The 19,245-nt window shown below is 72.7% G+C and carries 21 protein-coding genes; 6 read left to right on the top strand and 15 right to left on the bottom strand.

What is annotated here, in order from left to right:
• The first annotated feature begins 133 nt into the window (after positions 1 to 133).
• Positions 134 to 550: a hypothetical protein gene (locus tag ABGB08_RS25150; protein ID WP_347594309.1), complete on the top strand. Its 417-nt coding sequence runs from the start codon at positions 134 to 136 to the stop codon at positions 548 to 550.
• Here the strand turns inward: ABGB08_RS25150 and ABGB08_RS25145 are convergent.
• The 15 genes from ABGB08_RS25145 to ABGB08_RS25075 all read right to left on the bottom strand — a co-directional run bounded on the left by ABGB08_RS25145 (position 547) and on the right by ABGB08_RS25075 (position 13,262).
• Positions 547 to 1,542, bottom strand: a complete 996-nt coding sequence (locus ABGB08_RS25145; RefSeq protein WP_347594307.1) for an ABC transporter ATP-binding protein — start codon at positions 1,540 to 1,542, stop codon at positions 547 to 549. The genes ABGB08_RS25150 and ABGB08_RS25145 overlap by 4 nt on opposite strands.
• Positions 1,539 to 2,546: an ABC transporter ATP-binding protein gene (locus tag ABGB08_RS25140; protein WP_347594305.1), complete on the bottom strand. Its 1,008-nt coding sequence runs from the start codon at positions 2,544 to 2,546 to the stop codon at positions 1,539 to 1,541. Before ABGB08_RS25140 ends, ABGB08_RS25145 begins: the two co-directional genes overlap by 4 nt.
• Positions 2,543 to 3,436 carry an ABC transporter permease gene (locus ABGB08_RS25135; RefSeq protein ID WP_347594303.1) on the bottom strand — a complete coding sequence of 298 codons (894 nt, stop codon included), beginning with the start codon at positions 3,434 to 3,436 and terminating at the stop codon, positions 2,543 to 2,545. Before ABGB08_RS25135 ends, ABGB08_RS25140 begins: the two co-directional genes overlap by 4 nt.
• Positions 3,433 to 4,380: an ABC transporter permease gene (locus tag ABGB08_RS25130; RefSeq protein WP_347594301.1), complete on the bottom strand. Its 948-nt coding sequence runs from the start codon at positions 4,378 to 4,380 to the stop codon at positions 3,433 to 3,435. The genes ABGB08_RS25135 and ABGB08_RS25130 overlap by 4 nt, the downstream gene beginning before the upstream one ends.
• Before the next feature lie 269 nt (positions 4,381 to 4,649).
• Positions 4,650 to 5,432: a helix-turn-helix domain-containing protein gene (locus tag ABGB08_RS25125; RefSeq protein ID WP_347594299.1), complete on the bottom strand. Its 783-nt coding sequence runs from the start codon at positions 5,430 to 5,432 to the stop codon at positions 4,650 to 4,652.
• 84 nt (positions 5,433 to 5,516) lie between these two features.
• Positions 5,517 to 6,158 carry a dimethylmenaquinone methyltransferase gene (locus ABGB08_RS25120; protein WP_347594297.1) on the bottom strand — a complete coding sequence of 214 codons (642 nt, stop codon included), beginning with the start codon at positions 6,156 to 6,158 and terminating at the stop codon, positions 5,517 to 5,519.
• A complete protein-coding gene (locus ABGB08_RS25115) occupies positions 6,151 to 7,068 on the bottom strand; it encodes a PDR/VanB family oxidoreductase (RefSeq protein ID WP_347594295.1) in 918 nt (305 codons plus the stop codon). Before ABGB08_RS25115 ends, ABGB08_RS25120 begins: the two co-directional genes overlap by 8 nt.
• Positions 7,069 to 7,090: 22 nt before the next feature.
• Positions 7,091 to 7,354, bottom strand: a complete 264-nt coding sequence (locus ABGB08_RS25110; RefSeq protein ID WP_347594293.1) for a hypothetical protein — start codon at positions 7,352 to 7,354, stop codon at positions 7,091 to 7,093.
• Between the two features lie 2 nt (positions 7,355 to 7,356).
• Positions 7,357 to 8,961: a hypothetical protein gene (locus ABGB08_RS25105; RefSeq protein ID WP_347594291.1), complete on the bottom strand. Its 1,605-nt coding sequence runs from the start codon at positions 8,959 to 8,961 to the stop codon at positions 7,357 to 7,359.
• The gene (locus ABGB08_RS25100) at positions 8,958 to 9,611 is read right to left on the bottom strand and encodes an RraA family protein (RefSeq protein ID WP_347594289.1); all 654 of its coding nucleotides are present in this window, start codon (positions 9,609 to 9,611) and stop codon (positions 8,958 to 8,960) included. Before ABGB08_RS25100 ends, ABGB08_RS25105 begins: the two co-directional genes overlap by 4 nt.
• Positions 9,608 to 10,270 carry an RraA family protein gene (locus tag ABGB08_RS25095; protein ID WP_347594287.1) on the bottom strand — a complete coding sequence of 221 codons (663 nt, stop codon included), beginning with the start codon at positions 10,268 to 10,270 and terminating at the stop codon, positions 9,608 to 9,610. The genes ABGB08_RS25100 and ABGB08_RS25095 overlap by 4 nt, the downstream gene beginning before the upstream one ends.
• A complete protein-coding gene (locus ABGB08_RS25090) occupies positions 10,267 to 10,695 on the bottom strand; it encodes an OB-fold domain-containing protein (RefSeq protein WP_347594285.1) in 429 nt (142 codons plus the stop codon). Before ABGB08_RS25090 ends, ABGB08_RS25095 begins: the two co-directional genes overlap by 4 nt.
• Positions 10,692 to 11,849, bottom strand: a complete 1,158-nt coding sequence (locus ABGB08_RS25085; RefSeq protein ID WP_347594283.1) for a thiolase domain-containing protein — start codon at positions 11,847 to 11,849, stop codon at positions 10,692 to 10,694. Before ABGB08_RS25085 ends, ABGB08_RS25090 begins: the two co-directional genes overlap by 4 nt.
• On the bottom strand, positions 11,846 to 12,499 hold the full coding sequence (locus ABGB08_RS25080) for a 3-oxoacid CoA-transferase subunit B (protein ID WP_347594281.1): 654 nt from the start codon (positions 12,497 to 12,499) through the stop codon (positions 11,846 to 11,848). The genes ABGB08_RS25085 and ABGB08_RS25080 overlap by 4 nt, the downstream gene beginning before the upstream one ends.
• Positions 12,500 to 12,521: 22 nt before the next feature.
• Positions 12,522 to 13,262, bottom strand: a complete 741-nt coding sequence (locus ABGB08_RS25075; RefSeq protein WP_347594279.1) for a 3-oxoacid CoA-transferase subunit A — start codon at positions 13,260 to 13,262, stop codon at positions 12,522 to 12,524.
• 204 nt (positions 13,263 to 13,466) lie between these two features.
• On the opposite strand from ABGB08_RS25075, the gene ABGB08_RS25070 reads away from it, so the two are divergent.
• The 5 genes from ABGB08_RS25070 (at position 13,467) to ABGB08_RS25050 (ending at position 19,206) form a co-directional block, all read left to right on the top strand.
• Positions 13,467 to 14,282 carry a helix-turn-helix domain-containing protein gene (locus ABGB08_RS25070; RefSeq protein ID WP_347594277.1) on the top strand — a complete coding sequence of 272 codons (816 nt, stop codon included), beginning with the start codon at positions 13,467 to 13,469 and terminating at the stop codon, positions 14,280 to 14,282.
• A 133-nt stretch (positions 14,283 to 14,415) separates the two neighbouring features.
• Positions 14,416 to 15,414, top strand: a complete 999-nt coding sequence (locus ABGB08_RS25065; protein WP_347594275.1) for an amidohydrolase family protein — start codon at positions 14,416 to 14,418, stop codon at positions 15,412 to 15,414.
• A gap of 21 nt (positions 15,415 to 15,435) precedes the next feature.
• Positions 15,436 to 16,476: an aromatic ring-hydroxylating dioxygenase subunit alpha gene (locus ABGB08_RS25060; RefSeq protein WP_347594273.1), complete on the top strand. Its 1,041-nt coding sequence runs from the start codon at positions 15,436 to 15,438 to the stop codon at positions 16,474 to 16,476.
• A gap of 20 nt (positions 16,477 to 16,496) precedes the next feature.
• Positions 16,497 to 17,636 (top strand): hypothetical protein, encoded by a 1,140-nt coding sequence (locus ABGB08_RS25055; protein ID WP_347594271.1) that lies wholly within the window; start codon positions 16,497 to 16,499, stop codon positions 17,634 to 17,636.
• Positions 17,637 to 17,649: 13 nt separating this feature from the next.
• Complete coding sequence (locus ABGB08_RS25050; protein WP_347594269.1) at positions 17,650 to 19,206, top strand: ABC transporter substrate-binding protein; 1,557 nt, start codon at positions 17,650 to 17,652, stop codon at positions 19,204 to 19,206.
• Positions 19,207 to 19,245 lie beyond the last annotated feature (39 nt).

Here is a 19,245-nt window from a genome sequence, read left to right as displayed (position 1 = left end):
ACGAAGAGCTCCAGCAATCGCACGTCATCGACGCTCTGTGCGGGCCCCTACCATACGCGCATGACCACGCACGGATTTACGATCACCGCCAAGGGTCCGTTCGAATTCGGAGCGGTACGGCGCGAGGGTCACCGTGGACGGGCGGGAGTGCGCGGCCTTCCCGCCGCCGGTGACGCTGCTGGAGGCCGGTGGCCTCGGCCTGCCCGCGCAGAAGGAGGAGTGGCTGCGCGGGCTGGCGCGGGCGGCGCTGGACGGGGTGCTCACCGCCGAGCACCTGCGCTCGGTGGGTCCGGAGGAGGCCCTGGCCGAACTGCGGGCGCTGGCCGGCGTGGGGCCATTCTCCGCGGGGCTGATCCTGATCCGCGGCGCGGGCGCGCCGGATGCGTTCCCCGGCGACGAGCCGCGCCTGTTCGCGATCCTGCGCGAGGCGTACGGCCTGCCGGAGGACGCGCCACCGGCCGCGTACCGGAAGCTGGCCGAGGCGTGGCGGCCCTACCGGTCCTGGGCCTCCTTCCTGTTCCGGGCGTCCGCCTATGGCGTCCTGGATTAGGCGCGGATGCAGGCCACGACGTGCTGCTCGCCGATCGGGACCAGCGGCGGATCGGTGATCGCGCACTCCTCTGTCGCGATCGGGCAGCGGGTGCGGAAGCGGCAGCCGGATGGCAGGTCGATCGGGCTCGGCGGATCACCCGTCAGCACGATGCGGGTGCCGCGGCGCGGGGTCATCGGGTCCGGCTCCGGCACCGCGGACAGCAGGGCCTGGGTGTAGGGGTGCCGTGGCTCGCTGATCAGGTCGCCGACCGTTCCCTCTTCGACCACGCGGCCGAGATACATCACGGCCACGCGGTGCGACAGGTGCTTGATCGTCGTGACGTCGTGCGAGATGAGGATCATCGCCTGGCCGGCGTCTTCCTGGAGCCGCAGCAGCAGGTTGAGGATCTCCGAGCGGGTCGACAGGTCGAGCGCCGAGGTCGGCTCGTCCGCGATCAGGAGCTTGGGCTCCAGCGCCAGCGCCCTGGCGATGCAGACCCGCTGCCGCTGGCCGCCGGAGAGCTGGCTCGGGTAGCGGGTGCCGAGGGCGGGGTCCAGGGCCACCCGTTCGAGCAGGTCCGCCGCCCTGCCGTACATCTCGCGGCGCAGGCACCGCCCGTGCGCCAGGAGCGGCTCGGCGACCGCGTGCCCGATCGTCTTGGTGGGGTCGAGCGCCGAGTACGGGTTCTGGAAGATCATCTGCATGTCTGCGCGGGCCTGCCGCAGCCGCCTGCCGCGGATATCGGTCAGCTCGCGCCCGCCGATCTCGACCGTGCCGGAGTCGGGGGTGAGCAGCCGGGCGACGAGCCTGCCGACCGTGCTCTTGCCCGAACCGGACTCGCCGACGATGCCCAGCGTCTGGCCGGGGTAGGCGGTGAGGTCCACGCCGTCGACGGCGTGCAGCCGCTCGACCGTGCGCCCCACCAGGTTCCGCCGGACCGGGAACGTCTTGACCAGGGCGCTGGCCCGGACGACCGGCGCGGGCGTCGCATCGGCCTTCGGCACGCTCATGAGCGGCTCCCCAACACCAGCTCGCCGGCCGCGACCCGGTCGCAGAACGTGAAATGGGCGTCATCGCTGACGGCGCCGAGCTGCGGTTCGGCGCAGCACGGCTCGGCGTAGGAGCATCGCGGCCGGAACCGGCAGCCGGTCGGCAGCGCGCCGCCGGCCGGGACGCGGCCGGGGATGACGTTCAGCGTCGTCCGCGCGTGGCCGGCCTGCGGCACCGCCCTGAGGAGGGCCTCGGTGTACGGGTGCCGGGGGGCGTGGAACAGCTTCTTGGCCGAGGCGCGTTCGACGACGTGCCCGGCGTACATCACCACGACGTCCGCGCAGAAGTCGGCGACGACGCCGAGGTCGTGGGTGACCAGCAGGACGCCCAGGCCGAGGTCGCGCCGCAGGTCCTCAAGCAGCTTGAGGATGTTGGCCTGCACGGTGGCGTCGAGCGCGGTGGTCGGCTCGTCGGCCAGCACGATGGCCGGTTCGCACGCGATCGCGGCGGCGATCATCACGCGCTGCTGCATGCCGCCGCTCATCTCGTGCGGGTATGCCCGGGCGCGCGTCGCGGCGTTCGGGATGCCCACCCGGTCCAGCAGTTCCACCGCCCTGGCCCGCGCCGTACGACGCGACTCGCCGAGGTGCATCCTGCGCGACTCGCCGATCTGGTCGCCCACCGTCATCGTCGGGTTCAGGCTGCTCATCGGCTCCTGGAAGATGGCGCCGATGGTTCGGCCCCTGAGGTCGCGCAGCGTGCGCTCGCCGGCGCTCAGCACGTCCACCCCGCCGAGCATGATCGACCCGGCGGAGACCCGCATGCGCGGGGGCAGCAGGCCGAGGACGGCCAGCGAGGTGAGCGTCTTGCCGCAGCCGGACTCCCCGATCAGCGCGACCGACTGGCCGCGGCTGACGTCGAAGCCCACATCCTGCACGAGGGCCCGCTGGCCGGGGCGGCCGGTGAAGTCGATGACGAGCCCGCGCACCGACAGGACCGGGCCCGCGCCGCTCCCGTTCGTCACGAGTGCCTCCCGGTGGTGATCACATCGCGCAGGGTGTCGCCCAGCACGTTGAAGGCGAGCACGGTCAGGGCCAGCGCCACGCCGGGGGCGACCCCGCCGAAGGGGTCCCTGAACTGGTTCTGGTAGGCGGCGGAGAGCATCGATCCCCAGCTCGTGTCGGGAGGCTGGACGCCCAGGCCGATGAAGCTCAGGCTCGCCTCGGCGAGCAGGGCGACCCCCATCAGGATCGTGGCCTGGACCAGCAGCGGCGCCGCGACGTTGGGCAGCAGGTGCACCCACAGCATGCGGCTGGTGGAGCAGCCGATCGACTCCGCCGACTCCATGAAGGTCTCGCGGGAGACGGCGAGCGCGGCGCCGCGCACGACGCGGAACAGGCTCGGCGCGAAGGCGATGCCGACCGCGATCATCGAGTTGACCAGTCCGGGGCCGAGCATGGCGATGATGGCCATGGACAGCGCCAGCGCGGGCAGGCTCATCAGCGCGTCGGCGAGGCGGCCCGCCGCCGCGTCGACCAGGCCGCGGCGCAGGCCGGCCAGCAGCGCGATCGGCACGCTCAGGACGGCGGCGGTCGTGATCGCGATGAGCGGGGCGAGCAGGGCGATCCGCGAGGCGGTCATCATGCGGCTGAGCACGTCGCGGCCGAACTCGTCGGTGCCGAGCAGGTGGGCCAGGCTCGGCCCGGCGAACCGGTTGCCCAGGTTCTGCACGACGGGGTCGTACGGAACGATGAACTCCGCCCCCACCGCGACGAACAGCATGAGGAGCAGGAACAGCCCGGCGGCCACGCTGGCGGGGCTGCTCAGGAACGCGTGCGCGATCTCCCGCAGCGGGGAACGGGCGGGCGCCTGCGCGGCGGCGATCGGGTCCGGCCGGACCGCGGTGTCCGTCACGAGGCACGCACCTTCGGGTTGACCCACTGGTAGGCCAGGTCGACGATCAGGTTGACGGTGACCATCACGACCGCGGCCAGCAGGACGTACCCCTGGATCATGGTGTAGTCGCGGTCCTGTACGGCGCGCAGCGCCAGGGTGCCGATCCCGCTGACGCCGGCGACGGCCTCGACGATGATCACGCCGCCCAGCAGGTGGCCGGCCTGCAGGCCGATCACGGTGATGACGGGGATCGAGGCGTTGCGCAGCACGTGCCGGCGCACCAGGAGCGTTCCCCAGGCGCCGCGGGCGCGCGCGGTCCGCACGTACGGCTCGGCCATGACGTCGGCGATGGAGCCGCGCGCCTGCCTGGCGATCTGCGCCGCGGTGGCCAGCGCCAGGGCGGAGCCGGGTAGCAGGATGTGCTGGAGCCACGGGCCGAAGCCCTCGCTGAGCGCGGTGTAGCCGGTCGCGGGGAGCAGGCGGAGCTTCATCGCGAAGATCGAGATGAGCAGCATGGCCACCCAGAAGCCGGGGACGGCGATCCCGATGGTCGTCATGGCGGTCACCGCGCGGTCCAGCCAGCTCCCCCGGTTCAGGCCCGCGACCACGCCCGCGCCGACGCCGATCACAATCGCCAGCAGCAGGGCGGTGAGCGCGATGGACAGCGTCGGGGGTATGGCGTTGGCGATCGACTCCGCCACGGGGCGCGTCGAGGTCAGGGAGGTGCCGAGGTCTCCCCGCACCACCTGGGAGAGCCAGCGTCCGTACTGGGTGAACAGGGGCTGGTCGAGCCCGAGTTGCCGACGGATGACCTCGACCTGCTCGGCGGTGGCGTTCTCCCCCGCCGCGGTCCTGGCGGGGTCGCCGGGTATCAGGCGCACCATCAGGAATGCCAGCACCGAGACGAGCCAGAGCACGAGCGCCCCGGCGGCGATCCGGCGGGCGACGGCGGTGAGACTCATGGGCACACCGGATCGGCGTGCCGCGGTGGTAATCCGGCGACGCCGGACGGACGACGAACCATGGCGTTCCCTCCAATATCGTCCAGATTGTGAACACCATGTTCAAACTTGATTGCACGAAGCCTATGTCGGCAATGTGCACGACACAAGGTCTTCCTCGCGGGGATCCACTTCACCGGCCCGGCCGCGCATCACAGCGGAGCCCGCACCGCCGTGAACGTACGCCGGGCCGGCGGTTCACGTGGTGAACCGCCGGGCAGGAAGGTGGGTCAGGAGATGCCGAGGAGGAATTCGGGGATCTGGCCGCCGAGGCAGGCGGTGAGCCGATCGGCCGTCTCGCGTACGCGGCGAGCGCGCTCGGGCACCGCGGCGTCGGTGGTGGTGCCGGCCAGCCCGACGACCGCCAGCGAGCTACACAGGCCGGTGGCGTCGAAAACGGGCGCCGCGACGGCGACGATGCCGACGTCGCGGTGGCGCATCACCGCCAGCCCCGTCTCCCTCGCCTCCGCCACGTGCGCGTCGAACGCCGCCCGCGCGGCCGGCTTGAGCCGTTCGCGCTTGGCGTCGACGTGCGTGGCCTCCGGCGGGAGGAAGGCGGCGAAGAGCACACCCTGTGCGGTGTCGACGGGCAGCACCGTGCCGACCCGCACCGTCAGGACCGCCTCGGCGATCTGCGGCTCCGCCACGTGCACCACCATCGGGCCGGTCGAGGCCCACAGGCTGAGCGCCACCGTGGCGCCCAGGTCGTCGCTGAGCGCGGCCATGAACCGCGGCGCGATCGCGAGCACGCCCGCCGACCCCGTGGCCATCGCGCCCAGCTTCATCGCCAGCGGGCCGACCACGTAGCTGGAGTGCCTGCTGCCGGGTTCCAGCAGCCCGACGGCGGCCATCGAGGTCAGGTACCGGTGGGTCGTGGTGCGGTTCAGGCCGAGCACGGCGGCGACGTCGACCGTGACCAGCTCGGTCCGGTCGACGTTGAACAGCCCGAGAATCCGGCTGGTCCTGGTGACCGCCTGGATGTCGGCCTGGCCCGGCTCGTCAAAGTCCTGCATCGAAACCGCCGCTCTCGATACCAGCCTGCTACGGACGACGGACAGCCTACCGGTCGCCGGGTGTGCGCCAAGTGAACATCATGTTCATCCGCCCAGGGGCGGCAGGCCGTAGATGTCCGGCGTGGTCTCGCCCTCGCCCAGCCGGGTGAAGATCTCCCGCTCCGCCGCCTCCCTGGCGTGGGACGCGGCCAGCACCTCGGCGGCCCGGGGCCGCGGCACCACCACGACCCCGTCCGCGTCGCCGAGTACGAGGTCGCCCGGGTCGACGTCCACGGACCCGCCGTCGCCGCAGAACCGCAGCCGGCACCCCTGCGCCTGCGCCAGCGACGGATCCTTGGTCGTGCCGCGCACGCTCAGGCCGCGCGCGAACACCGGCCACCCGGACGCGGCGATCGCCTCGGCGTCGCGCACGCAGCCGTCGATGACCAGCCCGGCGAGGCCGCGGGCCAGCGCGGCCCGCACCATGACCTCGCCGACGTAGCCGGCCTCGAAACAGCCGCCGGTCTGGCAGACCACGACGGCGCCGGGCGGGGCCAGGGCGAAGGCGTGGTGCAGCGCGAGGTTGTCCCGCTGCCCGCACAGCACGGTGTGCGCCGGGCCGCACAGGGTGGCCCCCGCCGCCCCCACCGGCCGGATGGCCGCAGGCAGCGCGCCGATCCTGCCGCCCGCCTCGTGCGCGGTCGCCGTCGGCACATACCGCCACTCAGACGTTAAGGAATCAGACATCGAGCACCAGCTTCTCGCTCAGCGCCCGGGAACAGCAGATCATCATCGTCTCTCCCGCCTCCCGCTCGCCCTCGGTGAGCAGCGAGTCCCGGTGGTCCGGTATCCCGTCAAGCACGGCCGTCTCGCAGGTGCCGCAGATGCCCTCCCGGCACGAGCTGGGCACGGGAACGCCCGCCGCCTCCAGCGCCGCCAGGATCGTGCTGTCCCTGCCTACCCGGACCGTCACGCCTGACCGCCCGCACACCACCTCGATGGCCCGCTCGCCGCCCTCGGGCACCGCGGCCTGGACCGGGCGGAACCGCTCGATGTGCGGGGGGCCGAACCCGCGCGCGCGGGCACGCTCCCCGATCGCCGCCAGCAGCGGCTCGGGACCGCAGCAGTACACGACGGTCCGTTCCGGGTCGTGGCGGTCCAGCGCCTCGTCGAGGTCGAGCAGGCCGGCCTCGTCCTGCGGGTGGACCCGCACCCGCGCGCCGTACGGGCGGAGCCGGTCGAGGAAGGCCATGGACGGGCGGCGGCGGCCGCCGTACAGCAGCTCCCATTCCGCGCCGGCGGCGGTGGCCGCGGCCAGCATCGGCAGCACGGGCGTGATGCCGATGCCGCCCGCGACGAACAGGTAGCGCGGCGAAGGCACGAGCGGGAAGTTGTTGCGCGGCCGCGACACCTCGACCGGTTCGCCGGGCCGCAGGCTGTGGTGGATGTAGCGGGTGCAGCCCCGGCTCGGGTCCGCCAGGAGCACACCCAGCCGGTACACCCCGGGATCGCCGGGATCGCCGCACAGCGAGAACTGCCGCGGCGGCGACCCCGGCACCGTCAGGTCGACGTGGGCGCCCGGCGACCACGGCGGCAGCTCCCCGCCATCGGGGTCGCGCAGCTCCAGCGAGAGCACGCCCTCTGCCTCGTAAGCCATGGAGCGTACGCGCAACCGCATCTCAGTTCAGGCCTGACGGCACGGCTCGCCCGCGCTCACCCGGATAGACCAGGTCGCGCACGCGGTAGCCGGTGCCGGACAGGCAGTCGTCGGCGACGTCGCGCATGAACTCCTTGGGCACGATGCACTCCTCGCACGCCTCCTCGCGCGGGACCACCTCGACGTCCACGGACGCGGCGTCGACGATCGTGGCCCGCATCAGGTAGTCCTGGCCGATCATGCGCTGCAACCGGCCCATCGCCTCGGACAGGGAGTTCGCCTTCATGGTCACTTCTCCGGAGTCGGTGTGATCGCGCGGGTGACGGGGACGCTGCTGGGATGGCTGGGGATGAGGGTGGCGTGGGTGGGCTCCGGCCCGCCGACGACGACCACGAACAGGTGCGAGGGATCCTTGACCGTGTAGACCAGGCCGTCGTGCTGCACGAACTCGTACGGCGGGTCCGGGTGGGCCGAGCGCGGGAAACGCTCGATCGGCAGCGTCGACCGCTTCCAGATCTCGGTCGCGACGCCGGCCTTGGACAGGCCCGCGGCGGCCAGCACCCGCGCGTGCCCCGGGGTGATCAGGACCGCGACGGTGCCCCGGCCCATCACGACGTTGGGATTGCCCATGAAGGCGAGCCCGTCGGCGAACAGGCTGAGCATGGCGTCGGCGTCCTGGCGCGGCGTGAGCAGGTTCATGCTGCCGGTCGCGCCGAGCAGGGTGACGGCGCTCTTAGCCGGGTCCACGCCGCGGTCGGCGTGCAGCGGCGCCCACGGCGAGCTTTGCTCGTTCTCGGCGAAGCAGAAGGAGAACCGGCCGGGCTGGCCCATGATGGACTTGGAGATGCTCCCGGGCGTGGCGCCGCCGATGTTGTTGATCAGCAGCCGCAGCGTACGGCCGATCGCGACGTTGGCCCGCCACCCGTGGCCCAGGGCGCCGCGGCCCGCGTTCACCCCGGCCGCGCCGCCGACCGGCCCGTTGACGATCACCAGCGGGGTGGACGGGCCGGTGGTCGTGGCGATGCCGTTGAGGTTGAACTCCGGTTCGCAGGCGGCGCGCACCATCGCCACCAGGATCGGCATCACCTCCGGCACGGCGCCCGCCATGACGGCGTTGACGGCCAGCGACTCGTAGGTGACGCCGAAGCCGGTGGGCGGCATCATGGCGATGACCTCGCCCGGGTCCACATCGCCGAGCGCGGCGAGCAGCCGCTCCACCCTGGGCACGGTGGGCAGCCGGACGGGCAGGCCGTCGGTCCAGCCGCGCCGGTAGAAGAACTCGTGCGCGGTGTCGTCGTCGGCATCGCCGGCCGCCTCCACCGCCGCGAACCGCGTGGCGGTCGCCGGGGCCGGCCCGTCGGCCGCCACCGGGACGGTCAGCCGCTCGACGATCTCGTCCACCGCGTCGTCGACCAGGTCGAGCGCCACCCGCAGGTCCACGGTCTCCGGGTTGAGGGGCAGCAGCACCTGCGGGATGGCCGACCGCTTCGCCCGGGCCACGGCGGCGGCGAGCTCGGCGAACTCGCTCGTCACGACCAGCACCGCCGGCAGGGACAGACGGGTGAGCTCCAGGGCGTCGTGGAAGCTCCACGCCGTACAGGATCCGCAGTTGGCCAGGCCGACCACGGCGGCGTCGGTCTCGGCGGCGATCCGGCGCAGCAGCTCCGGGTCGGCGGCCGAGCCGTTCGGGACGATGTACTGCTCGAACGTGATGCCCTCGTGCCGGTCGGCGAGCAGGGTGGCGAGATGATCCACCATCGCGTGCCAGCTCGGCCAGGCGTTCTTGACCAGCGCGACGCGCTTGCCCGCCAGGTCGGGCAGCGGCCCCGGCCCCATCGGCTCGGCCACGTTCGCGGGGGCGTGCGTCGGGTCGAACAGCGTATGTGTCCTCAAGGCTCCCTCTCTTGTGCCTGAAGGTGGTGGTAGCCCGTGCGGGCCCTGGCCACCCGCAGGGTCAGGCCCGTGGCGACGTGCGCCCTGATCTGGTCCTCCGCGGCGGCGATGGCGGCCGCGACGTCGTGGATCTGGTCGAGCCGGCCGGCCGGGAGAGCGAGCACGCCGTCCCGGTCGCCGATCAGGATGTCGCCGGGTTGCACGCGGATGCCGCCGACGCCCACCGGACCGCCGATCTCCTCGGCCCTGACCCTGTCCTTGCCCGTACGCATCCAATTGCCCCTGGCGAAGATCGGATAGCCGGTTTCGAGGCTGCGGTCCAGGTCGCGGCAGACGCCGTCGATGACGGTGCCGCCGACGCCGCGGCTCGACGCCACCGTGGTGAGGATGTCCCCCCAGACGGTGGCGTCGGTCCTGCCGCGGTTGTCGAGCACGACGACGTGGCCGGGCGGGACGTCGTCGATGTAGTCGCCGACGGTGCCGCCGGACCGGCCGTTGGGGCCGTACCGGACGGTGAAGGCGGGACCGGCGATGGTGGCGCCCGGGACCAGACCGGCGAGGCCGGCGCACTGCCCGGGGATGCCGAGCCGGTCGAGGGCGTCGCTCACCGTGCCGGTGCCGAGCGCGAGAAGCGCCGTGGCGAGCGTCATGACAGCATCTCCTCGTAGTCGCGGCCCATCGCCTCGGCCACGGGCACGCCCGCGCGCACGGCGGCCGCTATCGCGGCCTCCCGCGAGACGATGGCGCGGGCGCGGGCCAGCAGCTCGGGCAGCCGGTCGGCGGGCGCCACGACGACGCCGTTCTCGTCGGCCACCACCAGGTCGCCGGGGCGGACGGTCACCTCGCCGATGACGATCGGCTCGTCCCAGCCGGTCTCGACGACGCGGCCGCGGGCGGTGACCGGCGTCGGGGCGCGCCCGAAAACGCCGAAGCCGAGTTGGCGGGCCTCGTCGACGTCGCGTACCGGCCCGCCGACGACGACGCCCTCGATGCCGCGGCGGTGGGCGGCGAGGGACAGGATGCCGCCCCACCCGGCCGGGGCCGCGCCCTCGTACGGTCCCGGGTGGGCCACCACGACGACCTGGCCGGGACCGGCGGAGTCGACCGCCGAGGTGCACAGGTGCCGGGCGGGGACGCCGTCGCCGGCGGGGCCGAGCCGGACCGTGACCGCGCGCCCCGCCACGGCCGGTACGCCGCTCAGCGCGCGCACGCCGGGCAGGACGCCGGGCAGGCCCATGGCGTCCAGCGCGTCCGACAGCGCGCAGGTGCCGAGCCCGGCCGCCGCGCGCACGGCGTCGCCGGCCGTCACGACCCGCTCCCGTCGTCGCAGTCGGGGCGGAAGCGCAGGATGACGGCGCCGTCCGCGCCGGTCTGGATCGCCGCGCGGACCCGCATGCCGATGCGGACCTCCTCGGGCGGGACGCCGACGATGTGCGTCAGCAGCCGCGGCCCCTCCGCCAGCGTCACGTAGGCGAGCGCGTAGGACCCGCTGTCGCGGTACGGTCCTGCGGGCCGCCGCACGACGGTGGCGCTGTAGACCACGCCGCGGCCGCCGGCGGCCCGCCATTCGACCTCGAGGTTTCCCCCGGCGTCGGCGACGCGCGGGTACCACAGCACCTCCCCGGTCACGCGGCTGTACGGCAGCCGCAGCTCGCCCTCGGCCAGCGCCCGCCAGTACGGCTCGAGCCCCGGCGTGATCGTCGCCGCCGGCACCGGCAGCGCGGCTTCGCTCACGTGTCCTCCTGACCGAGTAGCAACGTGCTGCTGAAATGGCGGCTCCCGAGCGCCTTGCCGATCCCCTGCACGAGCGCCACCTGGACGTCGGGGAGCTGCACCGGGGCGTTGGCCTCCCCGCGCAGCTGGCGGACGGCTTCGATGATCTTCACCATGCCGCCGCGCGAGCCGGGGTGGTTGTTGCACAGGCCGCCGCCGTCGGTGTTCACCGCCAGCTTCCCGGCATGCGCCCGCAAGCCGCCGTCGGCCACGAACCGGCCGCCCTCCCCCTTCGCGCAGAAGCCGAGATCCTCCAGCAGCATCAGGACGGTGATCGTGAAGGAGTCGTAGATGGAGGCGTAGTCGACGTCGGCCGGCGTCAGGCCCGCCTCGGCGAAGGCCCGCGGGCCGGACCAGACCGCGCCGGTGCAGGTGACGTCCACGGCCGGGCCGGCGTGCTTGAACGCCTCCGCCTGGCCGAGCACCTTCACCCGGTGCCGGTCCAGGCGGGCCGCCACCTCGGGGCTGACCACGACCACCGCACCGCCCCCGTCGGTGGTGACGCAGCAGTCCAGCCGGTGCAGCGGGTCCGCGATGAGCGGGGAGTCCAGGACCTCCGCGACGGTCACCGGGTCGCGCAGCAGCGCGTTCGGGTTGTGCTTGGCGTGCTCGGACGCGGCCACCTTCACCTCGGCGAGCTGCTCCGGGGTCGTTCCGTACTCGTGCATGTGGCGGGCGGCCGCCAGGGCGTACAGGGCAACCGGCGGGATCCCGTACGGGGCCTCGAACGGGTCCTCCGGGCCGCTCACCGCGCGGTGCGGAGGCAGCGAGCGCGGCAGGCCGCCCATCGCGATGACCGCGACCTCGCAGCGGCCCGTCATGATCGCGGCGGTGGCGTGCCCGACATGGGTCGGGTACGACGCGCCGCCGCTCTCGGTGTCCTCGACGTGACGCACCCCGCGCAGCCCGAGATATTCCAGCATGGACAGGCCGCCCAGGCCGGGCTGCTCGGAGGAGCCGAACCAGCCGTCGACGTCGGCAGGCCCGAGGCCGGCGTCGGCGAGCGCGCCGTGCGTCACCTCGGCGAGCACCTGCGGCACCGACGATCCGGTGATCCGGCGCTCGGGGTGCTCGTAGGCGCCGACGATGTAGGCGCCGCCTCTGATCCCGGTCATGCTCCTCCTCGGGCGAGCGCGGTACGGAACGAGGCGCCGGTGCGCTCGCGGACGTAGTCGGCGCCGACGCCGGGCGCGAGTTCGCTCAGCACCAGCCCGCCGGGTCCGATGTCGAAGACGGCCAGATCGGTGTAGACGCGATGCACGACGCCGCGGCCGGTCAGCGGGTACTCGCACTTCTCGACGATCTTCGGGGCGCCGGACCTGCGGTCGGTGTGCTCCATCGCGATCCACACCCGGCGCGCCCCGTGCACCAGGTCCATCGCGCCGCCGACTCCGGGACGGCCGCCGGGCACGTGCCAGTTGGCCAGGTCGCCGTCGGCCGAGACCTGCAGCGCGCCCAGGATCGTCACGCTCAGCCGGCCGCTCCTGATGAGCGCGAACGACATCGCGGAGTCGCAGATGGCCGCGCCCGGCCGCAGGGTCGTGTAGCCCTTGCCCGCCTCGGTCAGGTCGGGGTCGCGATCCGCCGGGGCCGGGGCCGCGCCCATGCCGAGCAGCCCGTTCTCGGAGTGGAACACCACCTGCTTGCCGGCCTCCACGTGCTCGGGCACCAGCAGCGGGATGCCGAGGCCGACGTTCACGTAGTCGCCGTCGGCCAAATCCGCCGCGACCCGCGCCGCGATCTCCAACCGGCTCCGCCCGCTCATCTGGCCACCTCGGGCGCTGTGCTCATTTGGCCGCCTCCGGCAGCCCGATCTCCGACAGGGCCTCGACCATGTGGTCGACGAAGATGCCCGGCAGGTGGACCTGGTCCGGGGGCAGCGCTCCGATGGGCACCACGTTCTCGACCTCCGCGATGGTGATCCGCGCCGCCATGGCGCACAGCGGGTTGAAGTTGCGCGCGGTCAGCCGGAAGACGAGGTTGCCCATCCGGTCCGCCCGGTGGGCGCGGACCAGGGCGACGTCGGGGCGCAGGGCGTGCTCCAGCACGTAGGTCCGGCCGTCGAACTCGCGGGTCTCCTTGCGCGCGCAGTATTCGGCGACCTCGCCGTCGGGTCCGTACGCGGCGGGGAAGGAGCCCTCGCCGAGGTCGGTGCCGACACCGGCCGGGGTGTAGAAGGCGGGCAGGCCGGCGCCCGCCGCGCGCAGCCGTTCGGCGAGCGTGCCCTGCGGCACCAGTTCGAGGTGGATGCGCCCGGAGCGGTACTGCTCGCCGAAGCGCGGGTGGGCGGGGAACGATCCGGTGAACCTGGCGATGCGTTCCTCGATCAGCAGCCGGGCGAGCCCGCGCTCGCCGATGCCGCAGTTGTTGGAGATCACGTGCACGTCGCGCGCGTCGAGATCGCACAGCGCCTCCACGAGCCCGAGCGGCGCGCCACAGTCGCCGAAGCCGCCGACCGCGATCACCGCGCCCCGCCGTGGCACGTCCGCGAGGGCGTCGGCCACCGACGCGCGCAACTTGTCGATCATTTCCCGCCTCCGATCGCGAGGGGCACGCGATCAGCCCTCAGCCGCGGCGTCCGTCGGCGGAACCACGAAGCCGATTGACCTTGCGTTCATAGTACGAACATTATGTTCACTTCTCGACGAGAGGTGTCAAGGGCGCACCAGGAAGGACCTAAACTGTTGGGTTGCCTCGCGCCACGGAGGTAGATACAGTCACGAGTGAACGTCATGTTCACATTACGCACAGAAGAGGTGGACGCGGTGACCATGCCGGAGACGACGGCGAGCGCTCCTGGGCGCGCCGACATCCAGGCCGTCGACAGGGTCGGCCAGATCCTCGGCCTGTTCGCCGACGGCACCACCCATCTCACCACCAACGGTGTCGCGCTGGCGCTCGGCCTCAACCGCACGACCGCGCACCGCTACCTGACCTCCATGGCCGCGGAAGACCTGCTGCGGGTCTCGACGGACCCGCCCGGATACCGTCTGGGCAGCCTGATCCTGCGCCTCGGCGGGCAGGCCATCGGCAAGCGCCGCGTGGTGGCGATCTCGGCCGAGCGCATGGCCCGCCTCGCCGACAAGGTCGGCACCACGATCTCCCTGAGCCTGTGGACCCCCGCGGGACCGGTCGTCGCCCGCGTGCAGGAGCCGCAGGGCCGCGGCATCGTGCTGACCTACCGGGTCGGCACCGTCATGCCCCTCGACACCGCCCAGGCCGTGGTGTTCCTCGCCTTCCGGCGGGACGCCGAGGACGTGGAGGAGTCGCTCCGCTCCCTGCCCGAGCCGGCCCAGAGCGTCACCAGGGCCAAGGTCGGGGAGGTCCGGCGGACGGGGCTGGCCACCGCGGTCAGCGAGGTCAACGGCACCTGCGGCCTCGCCGCCCCGATCTTCGACAGCACCGGCGTCTGCGCCGCCCTGGCCATCGTCGACACCATCGGCTCCGCCACCAACTCCGCCTTCTCCCACCGCCTGGGGCACCTGCAGGAGGCCGCGCAGGACCTGACCGCCCGGCTCGGCGGCTCGGCGCCCGACTGGCTCGGCTGAAACCCCCGTCGAGAGGATCAGCGTGACCCGTCGCTCGATCGTCATGCCCGGACTCGGGCACGGCACCTCCCCCATCCCCGCCGCGGGCCTCGTCAGGCCGCCGCATCTCTAACGCCCCCATCGCGGAGGACTCATGGTCATCGACGCGCACGCCCACCTGAACGCCCCCGAGGTCTTCTACGCCTACAAGGCGCGCCTGCAGTCCTCCGGCGGCCGCCACCGTGGCGACCCGAAGATCAGCGACGAGGCCCTCGCGGCGGCCGCGGCCCGCAACGTGGCCGCGCTCGACGAGGTCGGCACGACGATGCAGCTCATCTCCCCGCGCCCCTTCCAGCTGATGAGCTCGGCCCGGCCGGAGCGCATCGTGCACTGGTGGGTCGAGGCCAACAACGATCTGATCCGGCGGTCGGTGGACCTGCACCCGGACCGGCTCGCCGGTGTCGCCGCGCTGCCGGTCTGCGCGGGCCGCCCGGTCGAGGAGGCGCTGGCCGAGCTGGACCGCGTGGCCGCGCTGCCGCAGTTCGTGGGCGTGTGCCTCAACCCCGACCCCAGCGAGGGCGCGGGCACCACGCCGCCGCTGGGCAGCGCGTACTGGTATCCGCTGTTCGAGCGGCTGGTCGCGCACGACCTGCCCGCGCTGGTGCACTCCGCCGGCTGCTTCAACGAGCGGGAGACCTACAGCGAGCACTTCATCACCGAGGAGTCGATCGCGATCCTCACCGTGCTGCGGTCCAGCACGCTGGCCGACTTCCCGGAGCTGAAGCTGATCATCGCGCATGGCGGCGGCTCGGTGCCGTACCAGATCGGGCGCTGGCAGGCCGAGCGGCTGATGCCGAGCCTCGGCGGCTCGCCCGACTCCGAGCGCTTCGAGGTGTCGCTGCGCCGGCTGTGGTTCGACACGGTCCTGCACAACCCGGCGTCGCTGCGCCTGCTGCTGGAGACCGTCGGCCCGGACCGCTGCCTGTTCGGCACCGAGCGGCCCGGCAGCGGCTCGGTCGCCGCTCCCGGCACCGGGCGGCACCTGGACGACATCAAGCCCGTCATCGACGCGATGCCGGGACTCAGCGAAGGCGACAAGCAACTCGTGTTCGAGGGCAACGCCCGGAAGGTGTTCAGCCGCCTGCCGTGCTGACCCGGAACGGAGGAGTGCACCATGGTCCAGTCCCCGTTTGTCCGCAACGCCTGGTACATCGCCGCGCTGCGCTCGGAATGCGGCGAGCGCATGCTCGCCCGCAGCGTCCTCGGCGTCTCGGTGACGCTGTTCCGCACCAGGAGCGGGCGTACGGTCGCCCTGCGCAACCGCTGCTCGCACCGCGGCTACCCCCTGTCCGAGGGCTCGCTCGGCCCCGACGACGTCATCACCTGCGGCTACCACGGCTTCCGCTTCGACGCCGCGGGCACCTGCCTGAGCGTGCCCGGGCAGAGCGGCATCCCCGGCGGTTCCGACCTGCGATCCTTCCCGGCCGCGGAGAACGGTCCGTTCGTGTGGATCTGGATGGGCGACCCCGCGCTCGCCGACCCCGCCGAGATCCCGGCGGAGACCGGCTTCGGCGATCCGAGCTTCCGGTTCGTCTCCGGGCACGTGGTCATCGACGCCGGCCACACGCTGATCGCGGACAACGTGCTCGACCTGTCCCACGAGTCGTTCATCCACGCCACCAAGATCGGCTCGCGGGAGGTCGCGGAGACCGGCATCACCAGCGAGTCCGACGAGAAGCGGTGGCTGGTCCGGGCCTCGCGCGTCATGCGTGACGTGGAGTGCCCGCCCACCTACCGCGAGCGGACCGGCCTCGGCTCCCCCATCGACCGCGAGCAGCACATCAGCTTCTTCGTCCCGTCGCTGTACGTGCTGGACGTCATGGTCGTGGCCGCCGAGTCGAAGCACGACCCCGCGACCGGGCCCCGGCGGCCGTACCTGGGCAAGGTCGTCTACGGCCTCACGCCGCTGTCGGAAAAGCGCACGCACTACTTCTTCGCCATCGGCCGGGACTACGCCCAGGACGACCCCCAGATGGACGCGGCCGTGCACGAGGGCCAGCTCTGCCTGATCGACGAGGACGCGTACGCGGTGGCGGTCCTGCAGCGCCTGGCCGAGGAGGAGGGCCCGATGCCCGAGGTGAGCACCCGGCTGGACACGGCCGCGCTCATCGCCCGCCGGATGCTCGCCCGGCGGCTGCGCGCCGAGACCCGCTGACTCGCCGGGAGGACAAGGCCATGGCATCGATCGTCCTGGGCGCCGCCACGTCGCACACCCCGCTGCTCATCCTGCCGCCCGGCATGTGGCTGGAGTACGCCGAGCGCGACGAGCACAACCCCGAGCTCGTCTTCCCCGCGGCGGGGCGGGCGATGAGCTACCAGGAGGCCGTGGCCACGGTCGTCCCGGGGTGGATCCGCGCGCGGCCGCGCGACCTGGCCACCTTCGAGCGGCAGTCGGCGCGGTGCCAGGCCGCGCTGGACGAGCTCGCCCGCGACCTCGCCGCCGCCCACCCGGACGTCATCCTGATCATCAGCGACGACCAGGACGAGTGGTTCTACGAGTCCAACATGCCGGCGTTCTCCATCTTCTGGGGCGACACCGTGCCGCTGATCCCCCGGCCGAAGCCGGTGACGGGCACCGAGCGGCAGCGCCTGATGGACCAGCTGGTCGCCGACGGCTACGGCGACGTGCGCCGCGACGTGCCGGTCGACTCCGGGCTCGGCCGCCACCTCGTCGAATACCTCATCGAGCACGACTTCGACGTGAGCCAGATGACGTACGTCGAGGAAAGCTACGGCGGCCGGGTCGCGCGGCGCTACCCGGCAGGCGACGGCGAGCTCGACGTCGTACGCGAGACGGCGTTCCGGCCCCAGGGGCTCCCGCACGGCTACGCGTTCGTGGTGCGGCGCCTGCTCGGGGAGGGGCACCCGCCGATCCTGCCGATCTCGCAGAACACCTGCTACCCGCCGAACGCGGTGACGCCGCGGCGGTGCCACGCGCTCGGGGCGGCGCTCGCCGGGGCCGTCGCGGAGTGGGACGACGACGTGCGCGTCGCCGTGATCGCCTCCGGCGGGCTCAGCCACTTCGTGGTGGACGAGGAGCTCGACCGTTCGCTGCTGCGGGCGCTGCGGGAGGGCGACACCGCGACGCTCACCTCGCTGCCCCGGGAGCGGCTGTACTCGGCCACGTCGGAGTGCCTGAACTGGGTCACCCTCGGCGCGATGATGGCCAGGGCCGGCCTGGCCATGGAGGAGCTCGCCTACGAGCCGGTCTACCGCACCGAGGCCGGCACCGGCGCGGGCCTGGGCTTCGCCCGCTGGATTTCCGCCGGCGCGGACGAGTCACCCGATCAACACCATCTCGATGATTCGATCTGAGGAGATGCCAGCAATGCCAAGCCGACCCCCCACACCCCGGCGCGCCATCGCCATGGCCATGGCCGCCGTACTCGCCCTGTCCTCCTGCGGCGGCGGCGCCGACAGCGGCGGCGGGACCAACGCCGGCTCGTCCACCGGCAAGGCCGAGATCAGGTTCGGCGGAACCGTGATGTCGACGTTCGACCCCGCCCTGTCGGGGGTGTACCAGCAGAGCTTCCTCACCCCCGTGTACGAGAGCCTGCTCTCCCGCGACGCCGCCGGCGAACTGGTCCCAGGACTGGCCACCGAATGGAAGCTGTCGGACGACGGCAAGACGTTCGACGTCACCCTGCGCGATGGGGTCAAGTTCCAGGACGGCGCGACGCTCAACGCCGACGCCGTCAAACGCTCCATCGAGCGCGGCAAGAACCTGCCCAAGAGCCTGGTCAAGGCGCAGCTCAACGTGGTGACGAGCGTCGAGGCGGTCGACGCCACGCACGTGCGCTTCCACCTCGACGGCCCGCCCGGGTCGATCGGCAACATCCTCGCCAGCGAGGCCGGCATGATCATCAGCCCGCAGGCGGTCGACAACCCCGACCTCGCCGCCAAACCGGTCGGCACCGGGGCGTACACGCTGGTCAGCAAGACCGACAGCGAGATCGTCTACCAGGCGTGGGACGGCTACTGGAACAAGGACGCGGTGCAGAACTCCGGCATCCGCTACGTCCAGCAGCAGGACTCCTCGGCCCGGTTCCGCGCCCTGGCCTCCGGCCAGCTCGACCTGATCGGCATGGACGGCGCGCAGATGGCCGAGGCCGAGAGCGCCGGCCTGAAGGTCGTGCAGGGGGCGAGCACCAACCTGGTCGGCATCCTGCTCAACCCGAAGGCCGTGCCCGAGTTCGCCGACCCGCTCGTCCGCCAGGCGATCATGCGGGTGATCGACCGCCAGGCGATCACCGACAACAGCGGCTTCACCGGGGCGTGCACCCCGTCCGCGCAGCCCTTCCCCGAGGGATACTGGGCGCACGTGGACGGCCTGGAGAACGACCCCGGCCTGTCCTATGACGTCGCCGCGGCCAAGGACCTGCTGGCCAAGGCGGGCAAGTCGGACGGGTTCTCCTTCACGCTGAGCACGATCGCGTTCCCGGCCTTCTCCTCGCTGGCCCAGATCCTGCAGGCGCAGCTCGACCAGATCGGCGTCAAGGTCAAGATCAACGTCATGGACACCAGCGCGTACATCGTCGCCCGCGGCGCGGGCAACCTCGAGGCCGGGCTCGGCCAGTACGCCACCGGGCGGCCCGACCCCAGCGCCTTCCTCCAGACGATGTACCTGCCCGACGGGATGTACAACTGGGGCAAGATCGACTACCCGGGCGCGGCGGACCTGCTGATGAAGTCGCTCGCGAGCACCGACACCGCCGAGCGCTCCGCTCCGACCCACGAGCTGATCAACCTGGTCACCAGGACCGGCCCGAACCTGGTCCCGATCTGCGCCCTGAAGCAGACCTTCGGCACGAGCACGGCCGTCGAAGGCTTCGGCACCACGCTCCTGCAGGAGTACGACTGGCGCGGCATCTCCGTCAAGAAGTAGGCCGGCCGCCGGACCTCTCCCCCGAGCGGCCCGGCGGCT

Source organism: Acrocarpospora sp. B8E8 (assembly GCF_039871605.1).
Taxonomy (GTDB): domain Bacteria; phylum Actinomycetota; class Actinomycetes; order Streptosporangiales; family Streptosporangiaceae; genus Acrocarpospora; species Acrocarpospora macrocephala.
The sequence above is the reverse complement of the archived record's forward strand: the minus strand, read 5'-3'. Positions and strand labels throughout refer to the sequence as shown.